The 16712-nt window shown below is 74.8% G+C and carries 16 protein-coding genes; 9 read left to right on the top strand and 7 right to left on the bottom strand.

Annotated features, from left to right (window positions below; translation table 11 throughout):
- Positions 1-448: 448 nt before the first annotated feature.
- Positions 449-1396 carry a SigB/SigF/SigG family RNA polymerase sigma factor gene (locus ACFV3R_RS28260; RefSeq protein WP_385588996.1) on the top strand — a complete coding sequence of 316 codons (948 nt, stop codon included), beginning with the start codon at positions 449-451 and terminating at the stop codon, positions 1394-1396.
- Positions 1397-1958: 562 nt separating this feature from the next.
- On the opposite strand, the gene ACFV3R_RS28255 is transcribed toward ACFV3R_RS28260, so the two are convergent.
- The 6 genes from ACFV3R_RS28255 to ACFV3R_RS28230 form a co-directional block, all read right to left on the bottom strand.
- Entirely contained in the window at positions 1959-3770 is a 1812-nt protein-coding gene (locus tag ACFV3R_RS28255; RefSeq protein ID WP_385589010.1) for a thiamine pyrophosphate-requiring protein, read from the bottom strand.
- A gap of 339 nt (positions 3771-4109) precedes the next feature.
- Positions 4110-4376 carry a DUF5133 domain-containing protein gene (locus ACFV3R_RS28250; RefSeq protein WP_385588994.1) on the bottom strand — a complete coding sequence of 89 codons (267 nt, stop codon included), beginning with the start codon at positions 4374-4376 and terminating at the stop codon, positions 4110-4112.
- A 367-nt stretch (positions 4377-4743) separates the two neighbouring features.
- Positions 4744-5544, bottom strand: coding sequence for a VOC family protein (locus ACFV3R_RS28245; protein WP_385588992.1), 801 nt, complete (start codon positions 5542-5544; stop codon positions 4744-4746).
- Positions 5545-5652: 108 nt separating this feature from the next.
- On the bottom strand, positions 5653-6432 hold the full coding sequence (locus ACFV3R_RS28240; protein WP_385588990.1) for a SigB/SigF/SigG family RNA polymerase sigma factor: 780 nt from the start codon (positions 6430-6432) through the stop codon (positions 5653-5655).
- A 329-nt stretch (positions 6433-6761) separates the two neighbouring features.
- On the bottom strand, positions 6762-7538 hold the full coding sequence (locus ACFV3R_RS28235) for a methyltransferase (RefSeq protein WP_385588988.1): 777 nt from the start codon (positions 7536-7538) through the stop codon (positions 6762-6764).
- Positions 7539-7888: 350 nt separating this feature from the next.
- Positions 7889-9094: a YihY/virulence factor BrkB family protein gene (locus ACFV3R_RS28230; RefSeq protein ID WP_385588986.1), complete on the bottom strand. Its 1206-nt coding sequence runs from the start codon at positions 9092-9094 to the stop codon at positions 7889-7891.
- Between the two features lie 18 nt (positions 9095-9112).
- On the opposite strand from ACFV3R_RS28230, the gene ACFV3R_RS28225 reads away from it, so the two are divergent.
- Positions 9113-10765, top strand: coding sequence for an acyl-CoA dehydrogenase family protein (locus ACFV3R_RS28225; protein WP_385588985.1), 1653 nt, complete (start codon positions 9113-9115; stop codon positions 10763-10765).
- 160 nt (positions 10766-10925) lie between these two features.
- On the top strand, positions 10926-11201 hold the full coding sequence (locus tag ACFV3R_RS28220) for a hypothetical protein (RefSeq protein ID WP_385588983.1): 276 nt from the start codon (positions 10926-10928) through the stop codon (positions 11199-11201).
- Between the two features lie 105 nt (positions 11202-11306).
- Here ACFV3R_RS28220 and ACFV3R_RS28215 read toward each other — a convergent pair whose 3' ends face one another.
- Entirely contained in the window at positions 11307-11762 is a 456-nt protein-coding gene (locus ACFV3R_RS28215; RefSeq protein WP_385589008.1) for a GNAT family N-acetyltransferase, read from the bottom strand.
- 265 nt (positions 11763-12027) lie between these two features.
- Here ACFV3R_RS28215 and ACFV3R_RS28210 point away from each other — a divergent pair, with 265 nt between their 5' ends.
- The 6 genes from ACFV3R_RS28210 to ACFV3R_RS28185 all read left to right on the top strand — a co-directional run bounded on the left by ACFV3R_RS28210 (position 12028) and on the right by ACFV3R_RS28185 (position 16706).
- Entirely contained in the window at positions 12028-12855 is an 828-nt protein-coding gene (locus ACFV3R_RS28210) for a class F sortase (RefSeq protein WP_385588982.1), read from the top strand.
- Positions 12856-12903: 48 nt separating this feature from the next.
- Positions 12904-13482 (top strand): GNAT family N-acetyltransferase, encoded by a 579-nt coding sequence (locus ACFV3R_RS28205; protein WP_385588980.1) that lies wholly within the window; start codon positions 12904-12906, stop codon positions 13480-13482.
- Positions 13483-13724: 242 nt separating this feature from the next.
- Positions 13725-13808, top strand: coding sequence for a putative leader peptide (locus ACFV3R_RS28200; RefSeq protein ID WP_309471194.1), 84 nt, complete (start codon positions 13725-13727; stop codon positions 13806-13808).
- Positions 13809-14023: 215 nt separating this feature from the next.
- Positions 14024-15748: a nitrite/sulfite reductase gene (locus tag ACFV3R_RS28195; protein ID WP_385588978.1), complete on the top strand. Its 1725-nt coding sequence runs from the start codon at positions 14024-14026 to the stop codon at positions 15746-15748.
- A complete protein-coding gene (locus ACFV3R_RS28190) occupies positions 15745-15927 on the top strand; it encodes a hypothetical protein (protein ID WP_385588976.1) in 183 nt (60 codons plus the stop codon). The genes ACFV3R_RS28195 and ACFV3R_RS28190 overlap by 4 nt, the downstream gene beginning before the upstream one ends.
- A gap of 104 nt (positions 15928-16031) precedes the next feature.
- Positions 16032-16706: a phosphoadenylyl-sulfate reductase gene (locus ACFV3R_RS28185; protein WP_385589006.1), complete on the top strand. Its 675-nt coding sequence runs from the start codon at positions 16032-16034 to the stop codon at positions 16704-16706.
- The last annotated feature ends 6 nt before the right edge of the window (positions 16707-16712 follow it).

Below are 16712 nucleotides of genomic sequence, written 5' to 3'. Positions count from 1 at the left end.
GCCGGAGTCCCGTGACTCCGGCCGCCTGCGGCCCCTTGCGCTGCCCCGGCCTCGTCACCTGGCGTCAGCGGTCGGCGACGGACGGGGACAGTGGGTGGCACGTGGCCGGCTTCCGAGGGTTACCGGCCGCTACCCGTCCGGGTGACGCGCCTGCGCGACCGGTCGCCCAGCGACCGGATTTTCTCCCCACCCCACCCGTCCGACCTGCACGGATACCTATAAGCGGCTTTTGCCTGAGAGATCCGTTCTGCACCAATCGCCCGCGAAGCCTAGTCTGATTGGCGGAGGGCCCTGGACAGGCGCCCGAAGGTGCTTCGGTCAGCAGGCACCCGGAGGAGGGCACAGCCCCCGTCCCCGTGGGCCGCCCCCGACAGGGCGCTCCGCGCCCCCACCCCGACCTCTCTCGCGTACCCCCCGATTCCCGCGTCACCACACTGGGAGGGCAGCCATGACCAGTGCAGTCGCCACCAGGAGCAGGCAGCCGACCCGCCGGAAGCAGGACACCTCGCACCCTCAGGGGCCGGCCCGGCAGGACGCCGCTCCCCGCGCACCACAGCGCTCGCCCCACCCCGACACCCCGGACACCGCCGAGGACTTCGCCCGGCTCCTGACCCTCCCCGAGGGGGCGGAGCGGGAGGCGGTGCGGCAGGGGGTGATCACCGCGTGGCTCCCGATGGCCGACCGACTGGCGACCCGGTTCCGCGACCGGGGGGAGAACCTGGAGGATCTCAAGCAGGTGGCCGCCCTGGGCCTGGTCAAGGCCGTGGACCGGTACGACCCGGAGCGCGCCGACGCCTTCGCCACCTTCGCCGTCCCCACCATCGTCGGGGAGCTGAAGCGGCACTTCCGCGACAACACCTGGGGCGTGCACGTCCCCCGGCGGGTCCAGGAGGTGCGGGCCAAGGTGCGGACGGCGCTGCGCGAGCTGAGCGTCTCGCTGGACCACCGCTCCCCCTCGGTGGCACAGGTCGCGGCCCACACCGGCCTGTCGGAGGACGACGTGCTGCTCGGGCTGGAGGCGCTGGAGAGCTACAAGTCGCTGTCGCTGGACGCCGAGCTCTCCGATGACGACGACGGCTACAGCCTCAAGGACCGCCTCGGCACCCTCGAACCGGGCTTCGGGCTCATCAACGACCGCGAGGCCGTCAAGCCCCAGCTCGCGCGCCTGCCGGAACGCGAGCGCCACATCCTCTACCTGCGCTTCTTCTGCGACATGACGCAGACCCGGATAGCGGACGAGCTCGGCATCTCGCAGATGCACGTCTGCCGGCTCATCGCCCGCACCTGCACCCGCATCCGGGAGGAACTGGGCACCGCTCCGGAACCCGCGGACTCCCCCGAGCCGCACCCGGAGCAGGACCATCCGGAACCGGAGCAGGAGCGCACGGCGGCCTGAACGACCGCCCGCTTCGCCGGACCGCCCGGCAGCCTCCACCGCGCTGCCTCTCCCACCACCCCACTCCCATCGCTCCACCGCTCCACCGCCCGCCCGCCCGCGCGTCTTCCGCGCCGGGCGGGCGTCCGCGTTCGCCCGGCGCGGAGCAGGGGGCCTTCGTCCACCGCCGTGCGGAAAGCGTGCGCTGTGCGGAAAGCGTGCGCCGTGCGGAAGCCTGCGCGGCACGGAAGCCTGCGTCCGTGCGGAAGCCTGCGCGCTCCTCGCGGGTGGGGCCCTCTGATGCTTCGGGGCAGTCAGCGGGGCGTGTTCGGGAGCTCCGGAGTCCCGGACCGGGAAGGAAGCACCCGGCGCCGGTCGGAGGGGCGCGCGGTGCCGGTCGGGTGGCTGGGGCGGCTGCGGCGAGTGCGGCGGGGCTGTGCCGACGCCGGCACGCGCGCCGCCCGCCGGACGGGCTGTCCGGCGGGCGGCGCGTGTGCGGTGCGGACAGGGGGGAGCGGTCAGGGGTGGGACGAGGGGACGCGTTCCCGGACCGGTCGTCCCGGCCGGTCGGTGGCCGCGGCCGTCAGTCCTCGCGTCCCGGCTCGTCCTGGCGGGGCTTGCCGCCCGGCAGCATCTCCTGGATCTTCGCCTTGACGCCCTGCTTGACCACGCCGGGGGTTGCGGAGTCGCCCTTGACCAGCGAGGCGGCGGCGGCCTCGATCTGGTCCAGCGTGGCGTGCGGCGGAATCGGCGGCACGTCCGGGTCGGTCACGAACTCCACGACGAACGGCCGGTCCGCCGCCAGCGCCTGCCGCCAGGCGTCCTCCACGTCCTCCGGCGACTCCACCCGCACGCCGCCCAGCCCGATGGAGCGGGCGAACTCGGCGTACGGCACGTCCGGCAGGTGCTGCGAGGGCAGGAACTGGGGGGCGCCCGACATGGCCCGCATCTCCCAGGTGACCTGGTTGAGGTCCTGGTTGTTCAGCACGGCGATGATCAGCCGGGGGTCGCTCCACTCCTGCCAGTACGCCTTCGCGGTGATCAGCTCCGCCATGCCGTTCATCTGCATCGCGCCGTCACCGACGAGCGCGATCGCGGGCCGGTCGGGGTGGGCGAACTTCGCGCCGATGACGTAGGGGACGCCCGGGCCCATGGTGGCCAGGGTCCCCGAGAGGGAGCCGCGCATGTCGCCCCGCATCCGCAGGTGCCGGGCGTACCAGTTGGCCGAGGAGCCGGAGTCCGCAGTGAGGATCGCGTCGTGCGGCAGCAGCGGGTCCAGGGCGTGCACGGCGTGCTCGGGGTTGATCGGCTTGGCCGACACGTCCGCGCGCCGCTGCATGACCTCCCACCAGCGCTTGACGTTCGACTCGACCTCCTCACGCCACTTGCGGGCCTTCTTGCGACGCAGCAGCGGCAGCAGCCGGTCCAGTGTCGCGGCGGCGTCCCCGACGAGGTTCACCTCGAACGGGTAGCGCATACCGATCATGTGGGGGTCGATGTCGATCTGCACCGCCCGGGCCTGGTCGTACTCGGGCAGGAACTGCGAGTAGGGCAGGTTCGACCCGATGACCAGCAGGGTGTCGCAGTTCTGCATCAGCTCCCAGCTCGGCCGGGTGCCCAGCAGTCCGATGGAGCCGGTGACGTAGGGGAGTTCGTCGGAGAGGACGTCCTTGCCGAGGAGCGCCTTGGCCACGCCGGCGCCGGTCAGCTCGGCGAGCTGCTCGACCTGCGCCCGGGCGCCGCGGGCCCCCTGGCCGAGGAGCACGGCGACCTTCTCGCCCGCGTTGAGCACCTCCGCCGCCCGGGTGAGGTCCTCCTGGGCCGGGACGGGCGCGTACTGGCCCATGCCGAGGCTGGAGGGCACCATCTTGAAGGCGTGCGGCGGCGGCGTGTAGTCGAGTTCCTGCACGTCGCCGGGGATGATCACGGCGGTCACCGAGCGGCGTGCGTAGGCGGTGCGGATCGCACGGTCCAGGACGTTGGGCAGCTGCTCGGGCACCGTCACCGTCTCGCAGAAGTCCGAGGCGACGTCCTTGTAGAGGCTCTGGAGGTCCACCTCCTGCTGGTAGGAGCCCCCCATCGCGCTGCGGGCGGTCTGGCCGACGATCGCCACCACCGGCACGTGGTCGAGCTTGGCGTCGTAGAGGCCGTTGAGCAGGTGGATGGCGCCGGGGCCCGAGGTGGCGGCACAGACCCCCAGGCGGCCGGAGAACTTGGCGTAGCCCACCGCCTCGAAGGCGGCCATCTCCTCGTGCCGGGCCTGTACGAAGACGGGCTTGTTCTCGGCCCGTCCCCACGCGGCGAGCAGGCCGTTGATGCCGTCACCTGCGTAGCCGAACACATGGCTGACATCCCACTCGCGCAGCCGCTGCAGGACGTAGTCCGAGACCTTCATCGACACGGGGCATCCTCTCGCTGTTTCGTGCGGGCACGTCCGGTTCGGCGGCCCACCGTCACGCGCCGGAGGTGTGACTCCGGTCGCGGGCCGGGCCCCACCGGGTGAGGCGGTCGTCATCCCGGTAACCGCCAAGGGGCGAGGGAAACCCGCACGGCCCGAGGTCACGCACCGGCAGCGGGGTTCGAGCGGCCCGTGCGACCGCGCCGCGCGAGTCCGGCGCGGGAAAGGTCACGAGCAGGTGTGCGGGTGCCGCGCCGGGCGGACCGGGGCGCGGAGGGCCGCTTCGGCGGCCGCAGCTGCCGGTTGCGGGCCGGCGGGGCGGGGCGGTGGCTCTCGCTAGCCGGGGGTCTCCTGGCGGGGCTCACGACCGGGCTCACGGGACTCCAGGACGGAGTCGTCCTCGGGGCGTGCCCCCGGGAGCCGGTGGCGGGCGGCCACCAGTGCCGCGTCCACGTCGTCGGTACCGGTGGCCACGCACAGCGAGTAGGCCAGGTCGGCCGTCCGCCGGCGGGCCCGCTCGTCGCCGGCCACGGCGTCCAGGGCCTCCAGCGCCAGGTATTCCTCGACCAGGTCCGCCAGCAGGGCGGGATGGGCCAGCAGCATGTCCGTCTCCTCTCCGGGTCGCCGGCACGGGAGCGGCGGCCCGGCTCGGTGCGTCGCCGGCCTGCGGCGGTGGTTGCCCCAGGCGGCGGGCCACCCGCGGTGGGCGGTCGGCGGGTGAGGGGCCCGGCCCCGGGAACGGTCGTGGTCCGACGCCGCCGGCGGGCCGGGAGCGCCGGCGTGAGAACGGCCGCGCCGGTGCGCACCCACCACAGCCAGGCCATCACAGGGGCGCCCGCCACGCAAACCCCCTCGGCCCCGGTGACCGAACCCCCTGGTCGCGGGGCGCGTGGCCTCCGCCGCCGGCCCGCCGCCGGCCCCGGCCGGGCGCGCCCTCGGCCGGGGCCGGCGGGGCGCCGGTGCGCGGCTGTCAGTCGCCCTTCGGGCCGATGAGGTGGAACAGCGCGCCCTCGGTGTCCCGCAACCCCGCGGTCCTGCCGTACGACAGGTCGGTGGGCTCGGTGATGACGGCTCCGCCCAGCTCCTTGGCGCGGCTCGCCGCCGCGTCCACGTCCGACACCTGGAAGTGGACGTTCCACCTCGGCCGCACCTGCGGATCGGCCGCCGCCTCGACCGCTCCCCCGTACATGCCCGCCATGTCGCGGCCGTCGACGGCGAGGACGACCCGGTCCTCCTCGTAGCGGACGTCGTAGAGGTCCTGCGCCGCACGGTCCCAGCCGAAGACACCGCCGTAGAACAGGGCCGCGTCGAAGGCGTCGCGGGTGCGCAGTTCCAGCCAGGTGGGGGCACCGTCCAGGGGCCGGCGGGTGGCCCAGCCCTCGCCCTCCTCGCACTCCCACAGGCCGAACCCGGCCCCCATCGGGTCGGCGGCGAGTGCGAGACGTCCCACCCCCAGGGTCAGCGGTCCCACGGCCACCGTGCCGCCGCGCTCCCGGACGGCCGAGGCGCAGGTGTCGGCGTCCGTCACCCCGAAGTACGTCGTCCACGACACCGGCATCTCCACGTCGCGGGCCGCCGCGCCGAGACCGGCGACCGGCACCCCGCAGACGTGCGCCCGCAGGTAGGGGCCCCAGCGCTCCATGGCCGGCCCCTCCTCGAACTCCCAGCCCAGGAGTTCGCCGTAGAAGCCGGTGGCGGCGTCGAGGTCGCCGGTGATGAGACTGACCCAGGAGGGGGCGCCGGGCAGGCAGTTCTGGTTACGGAGGGACATCGGGGAGCGCCTTCCTGCTCACGAGTGACTGCGGTGGCCGGGGCACGGGCCGCGCCCTGTCGTGGCCGGGCCGGCCCGCACCGCCGGATCTGACCGACGGGTACCCGATCATGCCGGGAGCAGCAGGTTCTCGCGGAGTTCGGCGAGGGTGCGCCGCAGGATGCGGCACACGTGCATCTGTGACAGGCCTACGCGCAACCCGATCTGCTGCTGGCTGAGCTCCTCGAAGAACCGCAGGTACAGCACGCGGCGCTCCCGGTCGGGGAGGGCGGCGAGCAGGGGGCGCAGCGACACCAGGTCGGTGCACAGCTCCATGGCGTCGTCGGGCGCGCCGAGCAGGTCCGCCAGCGGCGTCTCGTGCTGGTCGCCGGCCGGGGCGTCCAGCGGCATGGTGCGGTGGACGCTCTCCGCCTCCAGCCCCAGGCAGACGTCGTCCTCGCTCAGTCCCGTCTCGACGGCCAGCTGTGCGACCGTGGGCACGGCGCCGCCCAGGGTCTGTTCCAGGCTGCCTCGTGCGGTGCGGACGATGCGTCGCAGTTCCTGGGCCCGGCGCGGGATGTGGACGCTCCACACGCAGTCCCGGAAGTGGCGTTTGAGCTCGCCGGTGATGGTGGGCACGGCGTAGCTGGGGAAGGCGTGGCCCAGCTCCGGATCGTAGCCGTCGACCGCCTTGACGAGCGCCACCGCGGCCACCTGCTGGAGGTCGGATGCCTGCTCCCCCTTGTTGCGGAAGCGGCGGCTGATGCGCTCGGCCATCGGCAGCCAGGCCTCGATGATCTCCTGGCGGACGCGGTCGCGCTCGGGGCCGGGGGCGAGAGCGGCCAGCCGGCGGAAGGCGTCCTCGGTGTCCGGGGCCTCGTGCACCCCACGTCGACGTGTCGCAGGCATCTCGGTTCCGATCTCCTCGCGTGCTGTCGTGGCCCGTTGGCGCGTGGGACGCGTCCCGGTCCGCCTGGCGCACGCCGGGGCCGGGTGCCGGCTGCCGGGGGGGCGAGCCGCCGGCCGCCGCGGCGGTGGCCTTTCGTCACAGTTGGCCGCAGGGAGCGCCGGGTCGCTAGCCGAGAGGGGGCGATCGCCGCCAGTGGAGGGAGTTGTCGGCCTTCCGGTAGCGCCGTTGGGGCCGCACGGCGCTACCGGTCACCCCGGGGAGGGGGGCCGCGCCGCCGGGGCGGGGCGCGGCGCGTGGGGTGGGCCGAGCCGCCGGTGTCCGGGCGCGCTCACGCGGCCTGCTCCGGGGGCCGCCCGGCGCGGACCACGACGAGTTCCTCGGCGTCCTGCCCCGGCGAGACCATGCCGCGGGTGACGAGCCAGTCGGCGCGGGAGCGCAGTACCGGGCCGAAGGGGACCAGCCGGCGGGCCACGATCCCGGCGTCCAGTCCGGCCTCGGTGAGCTGCGCCAGGGTGCGGTCGGGGGCGGCGATCTCGGAGTGGACGAGCAGCAGCACCCCGCGGGGGCCGAGCAGCGCGGGTGCCGCGGCGCAGAGCCGGTCCAGGACGGCGCGTCCATCGGGGCCCGCGTCCCAGGCCCGGGCCCGCCGCGGCGTGGCATCCCGGTCGGGAGCGGGCACGTAGGGCGGGTTGGCGAGGACCAGGTCGTAGCGGCGGCGCAGCCGGCCGCCGGCAGTGGCCGCGGCCTGGCCGGGGCGGGCGGCGGCGGGCCGTGTTCCGCGGGTGCCGGCGGTCCCGGCGGCCGTCAGGGGGGTGGACGGGGGCGGCAGGAGGTCCAGCAGGTCGCCGTGGACCACGTCGAGGCGGTGGTGCCGGCGGGCGAGCTGCGCGTTGAGGCGGGCCGTCCACACGGCGCGGCGGGACCGGTCGACCGCGGTGACGTGTGCGGCCCCGGCCTCCAGTGCGACGAGGGCGAGGAAGCCGGTGCCGGTCCCCAGTTCCAGGGCGCGTGCTCCGGCGGGCAGCCGCTCGCGGCGCAGCGCGCTCGCCAGGAGGTCGCTGTCGTCCTGCGGGCCGTAGACGCCGGGGAGCTTCACGAGGGGCACACCGCGGCGGGTGTCCCCCGGTGACGGCCTTGACGCGTTCCGGTGCCGGCATCGCCCTCGTCCGGCCCAACGCCTGCCGTCCGGCCCGGCGCCTGCCCGGTCCACCGCCACACCGTGCGGTAGCCGGGGAAGTGCGCGCGGGCCAGGTGACCACGTCCGCCTCGACGTGCCCGCGCAGCGGGGGGTGGCCGGTGGTGGGTGCCTGGTGCATCCAGTAGGACGCCTCGGTGCCCGGCAGCCGGTCCGCGCCCGGCGGCGGAGGCGGTCGGCGGTGTCGGCGGTGTCGGCGGTGTCGGCGGTGTCGACGGGAGGAGGTCATGGCGCGGTGGGGTGCCCGCCGGCCGCCCGGATCACCCCGCGGGGCCGGGACGGGAGCCGCCGCCCTCGCCGCCCGGCGGGTCCTCCCCGTCCGGTGGGTCCTCCCCGTCCGGTGGGTCCTGGGCGGGTCCCGGGTCCTGGGGAGGCGGGGCCGCCCCGGTCGGTGGGGTGGGCCCCGGGCGCGGGCCTTCGGGGGGCTGCCGGTCACCGTCCGGGCCGCGCTCGTGCTCGGGGCCGTCCAGCCTGGTCGCCCCGTGCGGGACCGCGCCGGCGGCCAGCAGGGCCTTCGCCAGCCGTTCCCGCTCGGCGCGGCCGGCAGCGGTGGCCACCGAGGGCCAGACGCGGTCCAGCGCCGCATTGACGGCGGCGCCGACCAGGACGGCGAAGGCGGAGACCCCGATCCAGAGCAGGACGGCCACGGGTGCGGCCAACGAGCCGTAGATGGTGGGCCCCTCGACCGTCTCGATGAGGTAGAGCCGGAGCAGGAAACTGCCCAGCACCCAGATGGCGAGCGCCGTCACGGCTCCGGGGACGTCCTCCCGCCACGGGGTGCGCACCGGTACCGAGAGGTGGTACAGGGTCGTCAGGAAGGCCACCGAGACGACCGTGACCACCGGCCAGTACAGGACGGTGACCGTGGTCCTGCTCTCCGGCAGCCACCCCACCACGGCGTCCGGGCCCGCCACCATCAGCGGCAGGGCGACCGCGCCGAGGACGAGTGCCACCAGGTACAGGGCGAAGGCCAGCAGCCGCGTCCGGATGATGCCCCGGCGCCCCTCCAGCCCGTACATGATGGTGATGGTGTCGACGAAGACGTTCACGGCACGGGAGCCGGACCACAGGGCGATGGCGAAGCCGAGGGACACCACGTCGGGCCGTTTGCCGGTGAAGACGTCGTTGAGCAGGGGGCGGGCGATCTCGTCCACGCCCCGGGCCGAGAGGACGGCGCCCGCGGCGTGCAGGACGTGGTCGCGGATACCGTCCAGGGTGGACTGGCCCACCCAGGGCGAGAGGTAGCCGAGCAGGCCGATGAGGCCCAGCAGCAGGGGTGGCAGGGAGAGCAGGCAGAAGAACGCGGCCTCCGCGGCGAGTCCGGTGACCCGGTAGCGCATGCACGAGTCGACGGTGTCCTTCAGCAGGAGCCAGGCCAGGCGCCGTTTGGAGACGTTGCGGTAGAGGACCCGGGCGCGACGCAGGCGTCCGGGAAGCCCCTGGTGTGTTTCGTGTCCTGGCTCCACCTCCCTAACGTATCCGGCATGGCAGCCCCTACCGGGACGACGCATTCGGCGAGGAACCAGCCGGAGCCGCTCGTCCGCTACGACGTCTTCACCTCCGACGCGGCACTGTCCGAGGCGGTCACCCGTCACCTCCCCGAGGAGCATCTCGCTCAGGCGCGCCGGGAGCTGTCGGAGCTGGGGCGCTCGGCGGGGTCGGCGCGGGCCCAGCGGTGGGGACGGCTCGCCGGGCAGCACCCGCCGCGGCTGCTCACCCACGACCGCACCGGGGACCGGCTGGACGAGGTCGAGTACCACCCGGCGTACCACCGGCTGCTGGGGCACGCCGTCTCGGCGGGGCTCACCGACGCCTGGTCGCGTCCCGGCGGCCACGTGCGGCGGACGGCCGGGCTGCTGGTGTGGAGTCAGGCCGAGGCCGGCCACTGCGCGGCGCTGTCGACGACCCACGCGGTGGTGCCGGCGCTGCGCACCGAGCCGGCCGTGGCGCGGGAGTGGGAACCCGCTCTCCTCGCGCACCTCTACGTCCAGGAGCTGCTGCCGATCGCCCGCAAGAGCGGGGTGCTGGCCGGCGTGGCGGTGACGGAGCGCCAGGGCGGCGGGGCGCGGGGGGTGGCCACGCACGCCGAGCCGCTGGCGGGTGGGGGCGAGTACCTGCTCACGGGCCACAAGTGGTTCTGCACGGCACCGATGTCCGACGCCTTCCTGGTCCTGGCCCGCGCGCCCGGCGGCCCGACCGCGTTCTGGGTGCCGCGGGTGCTGGCGGACGGCAGCCGCAACGCCCTCCGGCTGGAGCGGCTCAAGGAGCAGCTGGGCAGCCGCGCCGAGGCGGTGGCGGAGGTGTCCTTCGACGGTTCGGCCTGGGCCCGGCGGATCGGCGAGGAGGGGCGCGGCGCCGAGGTCCTCGCCCCGGCCGCGGCGCAGGTCCGGCTGGACTGCGTGACGGGGGCGGCGGCGACGATGCGGCAGGCGGTGGCGGTCGCGGTCCACCACTGCCACGGGCGGGCGGCCGGGGACGGGACGCTGGCCGACCGGCCGCTGATGCGGGGCGTCCTGGCGGACCTGGCGCTGGAGTCGGAGGCCGCCACGGTGCTCGCGCTGCGGCTGGCGGCCGCGCAGGACGCCGGGACCGAGGCCGAGCGCGCCTTCGCGCGGATCGCGGTGCCGGCGGCGAAGTACTGGGTGACCAGGCGGTGCACGCCGCTGGTCGGTGAGGCCCTGGAGTGCCTGGGCGGTGACGGCTACGTGGAGGAGTTCGCTCTCGCGCGGCTGCTGCGCGGCTCGCCGCTGCCCGCGGTGGCGGCCGGGGCGGGCAACGTCCAGGCGCTCGAAGTGGTGCGACTGCTGCGGGAGGAACCGGCCTGTCTGGACGCCCTGCTGACGGAGATCGGCGCGACCCGCGGGATCGACCACCGGTTGGACGCGGCGGCGCGGGGGCTGCTGGGGGAACTGGCCGAGCTGGCGGACGGGCAGAGCCGGGCCCGTCGGGTGGTGGAACGGCTCGCCCTCGTCCTCCAGGCCTCGCTGCTGGTGCGGTACGCGCCGGCCGAGGTCTCGGACGCGTTCTGCGCCGGCCGGCTGGGCGTCGAGGCGGGCGCGGCGTTCGGGACGCTGCCGCAGACCCTGGACCTGTCGGCTCTCGTGGCGCGGGCCCGGGTGGCGGAGTGGGGGCGGTAGGGCGTCGACGGGCGGGCCCCGGGCGGGCTGCGGCGGGACCCGGCAACCGACGCGTGCAGACGTTCGCTTTTCGCTGCTGAGCAGGGTCTTCTGTCAGTGGGCGCCGGTAGAATGGAGGCAGTTCGTGAGGGTTCGTCACCAGCCTCCCGGAGGTCGTCCGATGGCCGTTGCCCCGCTCTGTCCGCTGTCCGTTCCGCAGAAGAAGAAGCCGCTGCCCGCCGGCAAGCCCCGCGAGTGGTACGTCTCGCACAACCGGCGCCTCAAGGCCATGCGTCTGGCCATCGCCCTGCTCGACTCCGGCGTCTACCGGCCCGGGGCCGCCTCCGACCGCCGCATACGCACCACCGCGGCCCGGATCGGCGTCCACCCGCCGTCGGCGACCACCTGCCGCATGGTGCGGGTCCTGCTCAGTGAGGACGCCGGGCTCGTGGCCTGACGCCCTCCCCGGCCCCCGCCTCCGCCCCGGCCGCGCCTGCGGTCCGGGGCGGGGGCGGGTTGCGGTCTGCACCGTCCGGCGGGGGCCCGGGGGCCTGACGGGCGTTCACAGCTGCCGGGTCATGAACGTACTGAGGGGGTCGGGCCCGTAGTCGCCGAACGGCGCGCACTCCCGGAAGCCGAACTTCTCGTACAGCCGCCGGGCGGGCAGGAAGAACGCGCCCGAGCCGGTCTCCAGGCTCAGTCTGGCCAGTCCCGTGCGCCGGGCCTCACCGATGATGTGCTCCAGCAGCAGGGAGGCGATCCCGCCGCGCTGCCGGGCCGGAGAGGTGCGCATCGACTTCAGCTCCGCGTGCGTCGGGGTGAGCCGTCTCAGGGCGCCGCAGCCCACCACCCCGCCGTCGTCCAGAACCGTCCAGAACGTCACCTCCGGCCCCCGGAGGGCGTCGAGGTCGAGGGCGTGCTTGCTCTCCGGCGGCGTCGTGGTGCGCATCTGGCGGACGTGTTCGTCGAGGAAGGCCGCGATCGCCCGCCCCGAGAGGTCGTCCACCACGATCTCCAGCATTCCACCGTCCTCTTTCCGGCTCCCCGCCTCGCGGCTCCGCGGGCGCGGTACCCGGGACCCGCACGTCGCGGCCCGGCGGCCGGGAGGCAGGGGCCCCTCGCCTGCGGTTGCGGCCACCCGGCCCGTCGACCACCCGATACCGCAGGCCCGAACGGGCGAAACCCGGGCCGGGAAGGTCGACCCCCGGGATGTCGCGGGCACTCACCGCGCCGCCCGCAGCACGGGCACCGGCAGGCAGGGCGAGCAGCGGGAGGCGGACGACATGGCTTCATCCGAGACCGACACCACGACCGGGGACGCCCCCGCCCCCGGGACGGCGGAGCCGGCCCCGGCGAAGGCGGCCCAGGCGAAGGCGGCCCAAGCGAAGACGGCCCCGGCGAAGGCGAGGAGAGGTCCGTGGGCTCGTGTGCGGCGGGCCGCGCCGGCAAAGGCGGAGCAGGGCGAGTCCGCCTACCGGCGCCCCAACCGGGTGGCGCTGCTCGTGGCCGCGTTCATCGGTGTGGCGCTGGTGCGCAGCGCCATCGTCGGCGAGACCTCCTTGTCCGGCGAGTCGCCGACCGCCTCGCACGACGGCCGGGCGCTGGACGCCGCGCACCCGCCGGCCGGGACGCCGGCCGCCCTCCCCCACTCCGCGCCGGTGCGCCTGGAGGCACCCTCGATCGGGCTGGCCGCCCCGGTGGTGCCGCTCGGGCGGGGCGCCGGCGCCGCGGCCACCCGCTCGACGGCCGCCCCCTCGACGGCTGCCGCGTCCGGCCTGGAGCCGCGCGTCGCCGGCTGGCTCCGGTTCTCGGCGGCGCCGGGTCAGCGGGGTACGGCCGTGCTGGTGGGCGGGACCGGGACGGCCGGGACACCGGGCGCCTTCCGGCGGCTGCGCGAACTCGCGCCGGGGGACACCGTGCGGCTCACCCGGCAGGACGGGCGGGCGGCGGTCTTCCAGGTCTACGAGTCGCAGGCGGCCGTCGGGATCGACGACGCGGCCCAGGCGGCCCGCCGCCCGGCCGCCAGGCCCGAACTGCGGCTGCTGACCTCCGGGGACACCACCGCACCGGCCGGCGTGGCCGTCTCGGCGCGGCTGGTGCGGACCGAGTGAGGAGGGCCGCCCGCGGGGGTCGCCGGCCACCGTGATGGGATGCGGCGCATGAGCCTCACCGTCACCACCTGGTCCCTGGAGCAGACCTCGCCGGCCGATCTGCGGCCCGCCCCGGAACCCGCGGCCGACCGCGGGGTCCGGGTGGTTCGTGCGGAGGTGCCCTCCCCCGAGCTGAGCCGCTTCCTCTACACCGCGGTGGGCGGCGACATCCGCTGGAGCGACCGGCTGGCCTGGTCCTACCGGCGCTGGCAGGAGTACCTCGGGCGGCCCGGGGTGGAGACCTGGGTGGCGTACGAGCGGGGGACGCCGGCCGGCTACCTGGAGCTGGAGCCGCAGGCGGCGGGGGCCGTGGAGATCACCTACTTCGGGCTGCTCCCGGCCTTCCGGGGGCGGGGAACCGGCGGGCACCTGCTGTCGGTGGGGACCGCCCGGGCCTGGGACCTCGGCCGCCGCCGGGAGGGGCTGCCGGACACCGCGCGGGTCTGGCTCCACACCTGCAGCAAGGACGGTCCACACGCCCTGGACAACTACCGCAGCCGCGGCTTCCGGGTCTTCGCGACGGAGACGACGCAGGAGGCGGACACCCCCACCCCCGGGCCCTGGCCCGGGGCAGGCCCCACGACCTGACCCCTTCCCGCTCCCGGACCGCCGGCCGCCCCCGCCTCCCGCACGGAGGCGGTACGCCGCCCTCCGCCCCCGCGGTACGCGCCGCGACGCAGCCCGGCTCCCCCGGTCGAGGCCGGCACAGCCTCCGCAGCGCGGGGCGGAACCGTGTGACCCAAGCCATAATGTTTTAACATGCGAGACATACTTGTCCGCATAGCGGACGATAGTGGACTGTCCGAAGCGGGCCGTGACACGCTTCCGTCATGTCTCGCGCCGGAATTGCCTTGGTGAGTCGACGCCACGTCGACCTCGGCCGCATGTCCAGCGCCATCTGTCCGGCGGGCTGACAGTCCCAGCACCGCCACCTCCCGCCGTCCCCGTCGTCGTGGACCGCGGCCCCCAGCAGCCGCTGGGGCGCACTCCCCGGGCTCCCCGGGCGAGGCCCTCCTCCCACGCCCCGGCGTGACCAGTAGCCCGGCACGGCACCGCGCCGCGGCCGCTCCCCCCTGTCCGAAGCCGCCTGCCCCTGTCCCGACGGACCTGCCACGAAGGACGTAATTCCATGGCCGCCACCCCCGAAGCCCCCCAGCCGCCGGCCCGGGGCGCCCAGTCCACCGCGTCGACGCCGCGCCGCAAGGTGAGCCGGCACCGCGGCGAGGGCCAGTGGGCCAAGGGCCACTTCACCCCCCTCAACGGCAACGAGCAGGTGAAGAAGGACGACGACGGTCTCAATGTGCGGACACGCATTGAGACGATCTACTCCAAGTCCGGTTTCGACTCCATCGACCCCGCCGACCTGCGGGGGCGGATGCGCTGGTGGGGGCTGTACACCCAGCGCAAGCCCGGGATCGACGGCGGCAAGACCGCGGTCCTGGAGCCGGAGGAGCTGGACGACAAGTACTTCATGCTGCGCGTGCGCATCGACGGCGGCCGGCTGACCACCGCTCAGCTCCGCACCATCGGCGAGGTCTCGCAGCAGTACGCCCGCGGCACGGCCGACATCACCGACCGGCAGAACATCCAGCTCCACTGGATCCGGATCGAGGACGTCCCCGCGATCTGGGAGAAGCTGGAGGGGGTGGGCCTGTCCACCACCGAGGCGTGCGGCGACACCCCCCGCGTCATCATCGGCTCGCCGGTCGCGGGCATCGCCGCGGACGAGCTGGTCGACGGCTCCCCCGCCATCGAGGAGATCGAGCGCCGCTTCATCGGCAGCCCGGAGTTCTCCAACCTGCCGCGGAAGTTCAAGACGGCCATCTCCGGCTCCCCCGTGCAGGACGTCGTCCACGAGATCAACGACGTGTCCTTCGTCGGCGTGAACCACCCCGAGCACGGACCCGGCTTCGACCTCTGGGTCGGCGGCGGCCTCTCCACCAACCCGCGGCTGGGCGAGCGCCTGGGTGCCTGGGTGCCGGTGACCGAGGTGCCGGAGGTCTGGGCCGGTGTGGTCGGCATCTTCCGCGACTACGGCTACCGGCGGCTGCGCAACCGCGCCCGCCTGAAGTTCCTCATGGCCGACTGGGGACCGCAGCGCTTCCGCGAGGTCCTGGAGGAGGAGTACCTCAAGCGGGAGCTGGCCGACGGCCCCGCCCCCGAACAGCCCAGCAACCGCTGGCGCGACCACGTCGGCGTCCACGCCCAGAACGACGGCCGGTTCTACGTGGGTTTCGCCCCCCGCGTGGGCCGTATCGACGGCGCCACCCTCACCAAGATCGCGGAGCTGGCGGAGGCCCACGGCTCGGGCCGCCTGAGCACCACCGTCGAGCAGAAGATGATCGTCCTGGACGTCGAGCAGGACCAGGTCGACTCCCTGGTCTCCGGGCTGGAGGCACTGGGCTTCCAGGTCACGCCCTCGCCGTTCCGCCGCGGCACGATGGCCTGCACCGGCATCGAGTTCTGCAAGCTCGCCATCGTGGAGACCAAGGCGCGCGGCGCCGCCCTGATCGACGAACTCGAGCGCCGCATGCCGGAGTTCGAGGAGCCGATCAGCATCCACGTCAACGGCTGCCCCAATGCCTGCGCCCGCATCCAGACCGCCGACATCGGCCTGAAGGGTCAGTTGATGCTGGACGCCGACGGCAACCAGGTGGAGGGCTACCAGGTCCACCTCGGCGGCGCCCTCGGTCTGGAGGCCGGCTTCGGACGCAAGGTCCGCGGTCTGAAGGTCACCGCCACCGAACTCCCCGACTACGTCGAGCGGGTGCTGCGCAACTTCCAGGCGCAGCGCGAGAGCGGCGAGCGGTTCGCGCACTGGGCGCTGCGCGCCGAGGAAGGGGCGCTGAAGTGAGCGGCCGCGCGGCACCCTTCCACTGCCCCTACTGCGGTGAGACGGACCTGCGGCCCTCCGAGGAGGGCCACGGCGCCTGGGAATGCCGTTCCTGCGCCCGGGCGTTCCGTCTCTCGTTTCTCGGTCTGCTCTCCCAGGGCGTGCGGACCGGCCACAACGATGGGAGTGAGTCCCCGTGACCGTCTCTTCCCCGCTTCCCGCCGATCCCGGCACCACCCCCGCCCGTCCGACCGGCGAGCACCGGCCCCGCCCCGCCGACGTCCCGCGCCGCTCCCCCGAGGAACTGCGCGAACTGGCGGAGCGTGCGGGCCGGGAGCTGGAGGACGCCTCACCGCTGGAGATCCTCCGGTGGGCCGCGCAGACCTTCGGCAACCGGTTCTGCGTGACCTCCTCCATGGAGGACGCGGTCGTGGCGCACCTGGCCTCGCGGGCGATGCCGGGCGTGGACGTGGTCTTCCTCGACACCGGCTACCACTTCCCGGAGACCATCGGCACGCGTGACGCGGTGGCAGCCGTGATGGACGTCAACGTCCTCACCCTGACGCCCCGGCAGACCGTCGCCGAGCAGGACGCCGAGCACGGCCCCAGGCTGCACGACCGCGACCCCGACCTGTGTTGCGCGCTGCGCAAGGTGGCGCCGCTGGAGGAGGGCCTGCGCGGCTACGACGCCTGGGCCACCGGCCTGCGCCGCGACGAGTCGCCGAGCCGCGCGAACACCGCGGTCGTCGGCTGGGACGAGCGGCGCGGCAAGGTGAAGATCGCCCCGATCGCGCGGTGGACGCAGGCGGACGTCGAGTCCTACGTCGCCGAGCACGGCGTCCTCACCAACCCGCTGCTCACCGACGGGTACGCCTCGGTGGGCTGCGCGCCCTGCACCCGCCGCGTCCTGGCCGGCGAGGACGCCCGCGCCGGCCGGTGGGCCGGGACCGAGAAGACCGAGTGCGGCCTGCACACATGAGCGAGC

The organism is Streptomyces sp. NPDC059740, assembly GCF_042733155.1.
GTDB lineage: Bacteria > Actinomycetota > Actinomycetes > Streptomycetales > Streptomycetaceae > Streptomyces.
Note: the sequence above shows the minus strand (reverse complement) of the source record. Positions and strands in the feature narration are given on the sequence as shown.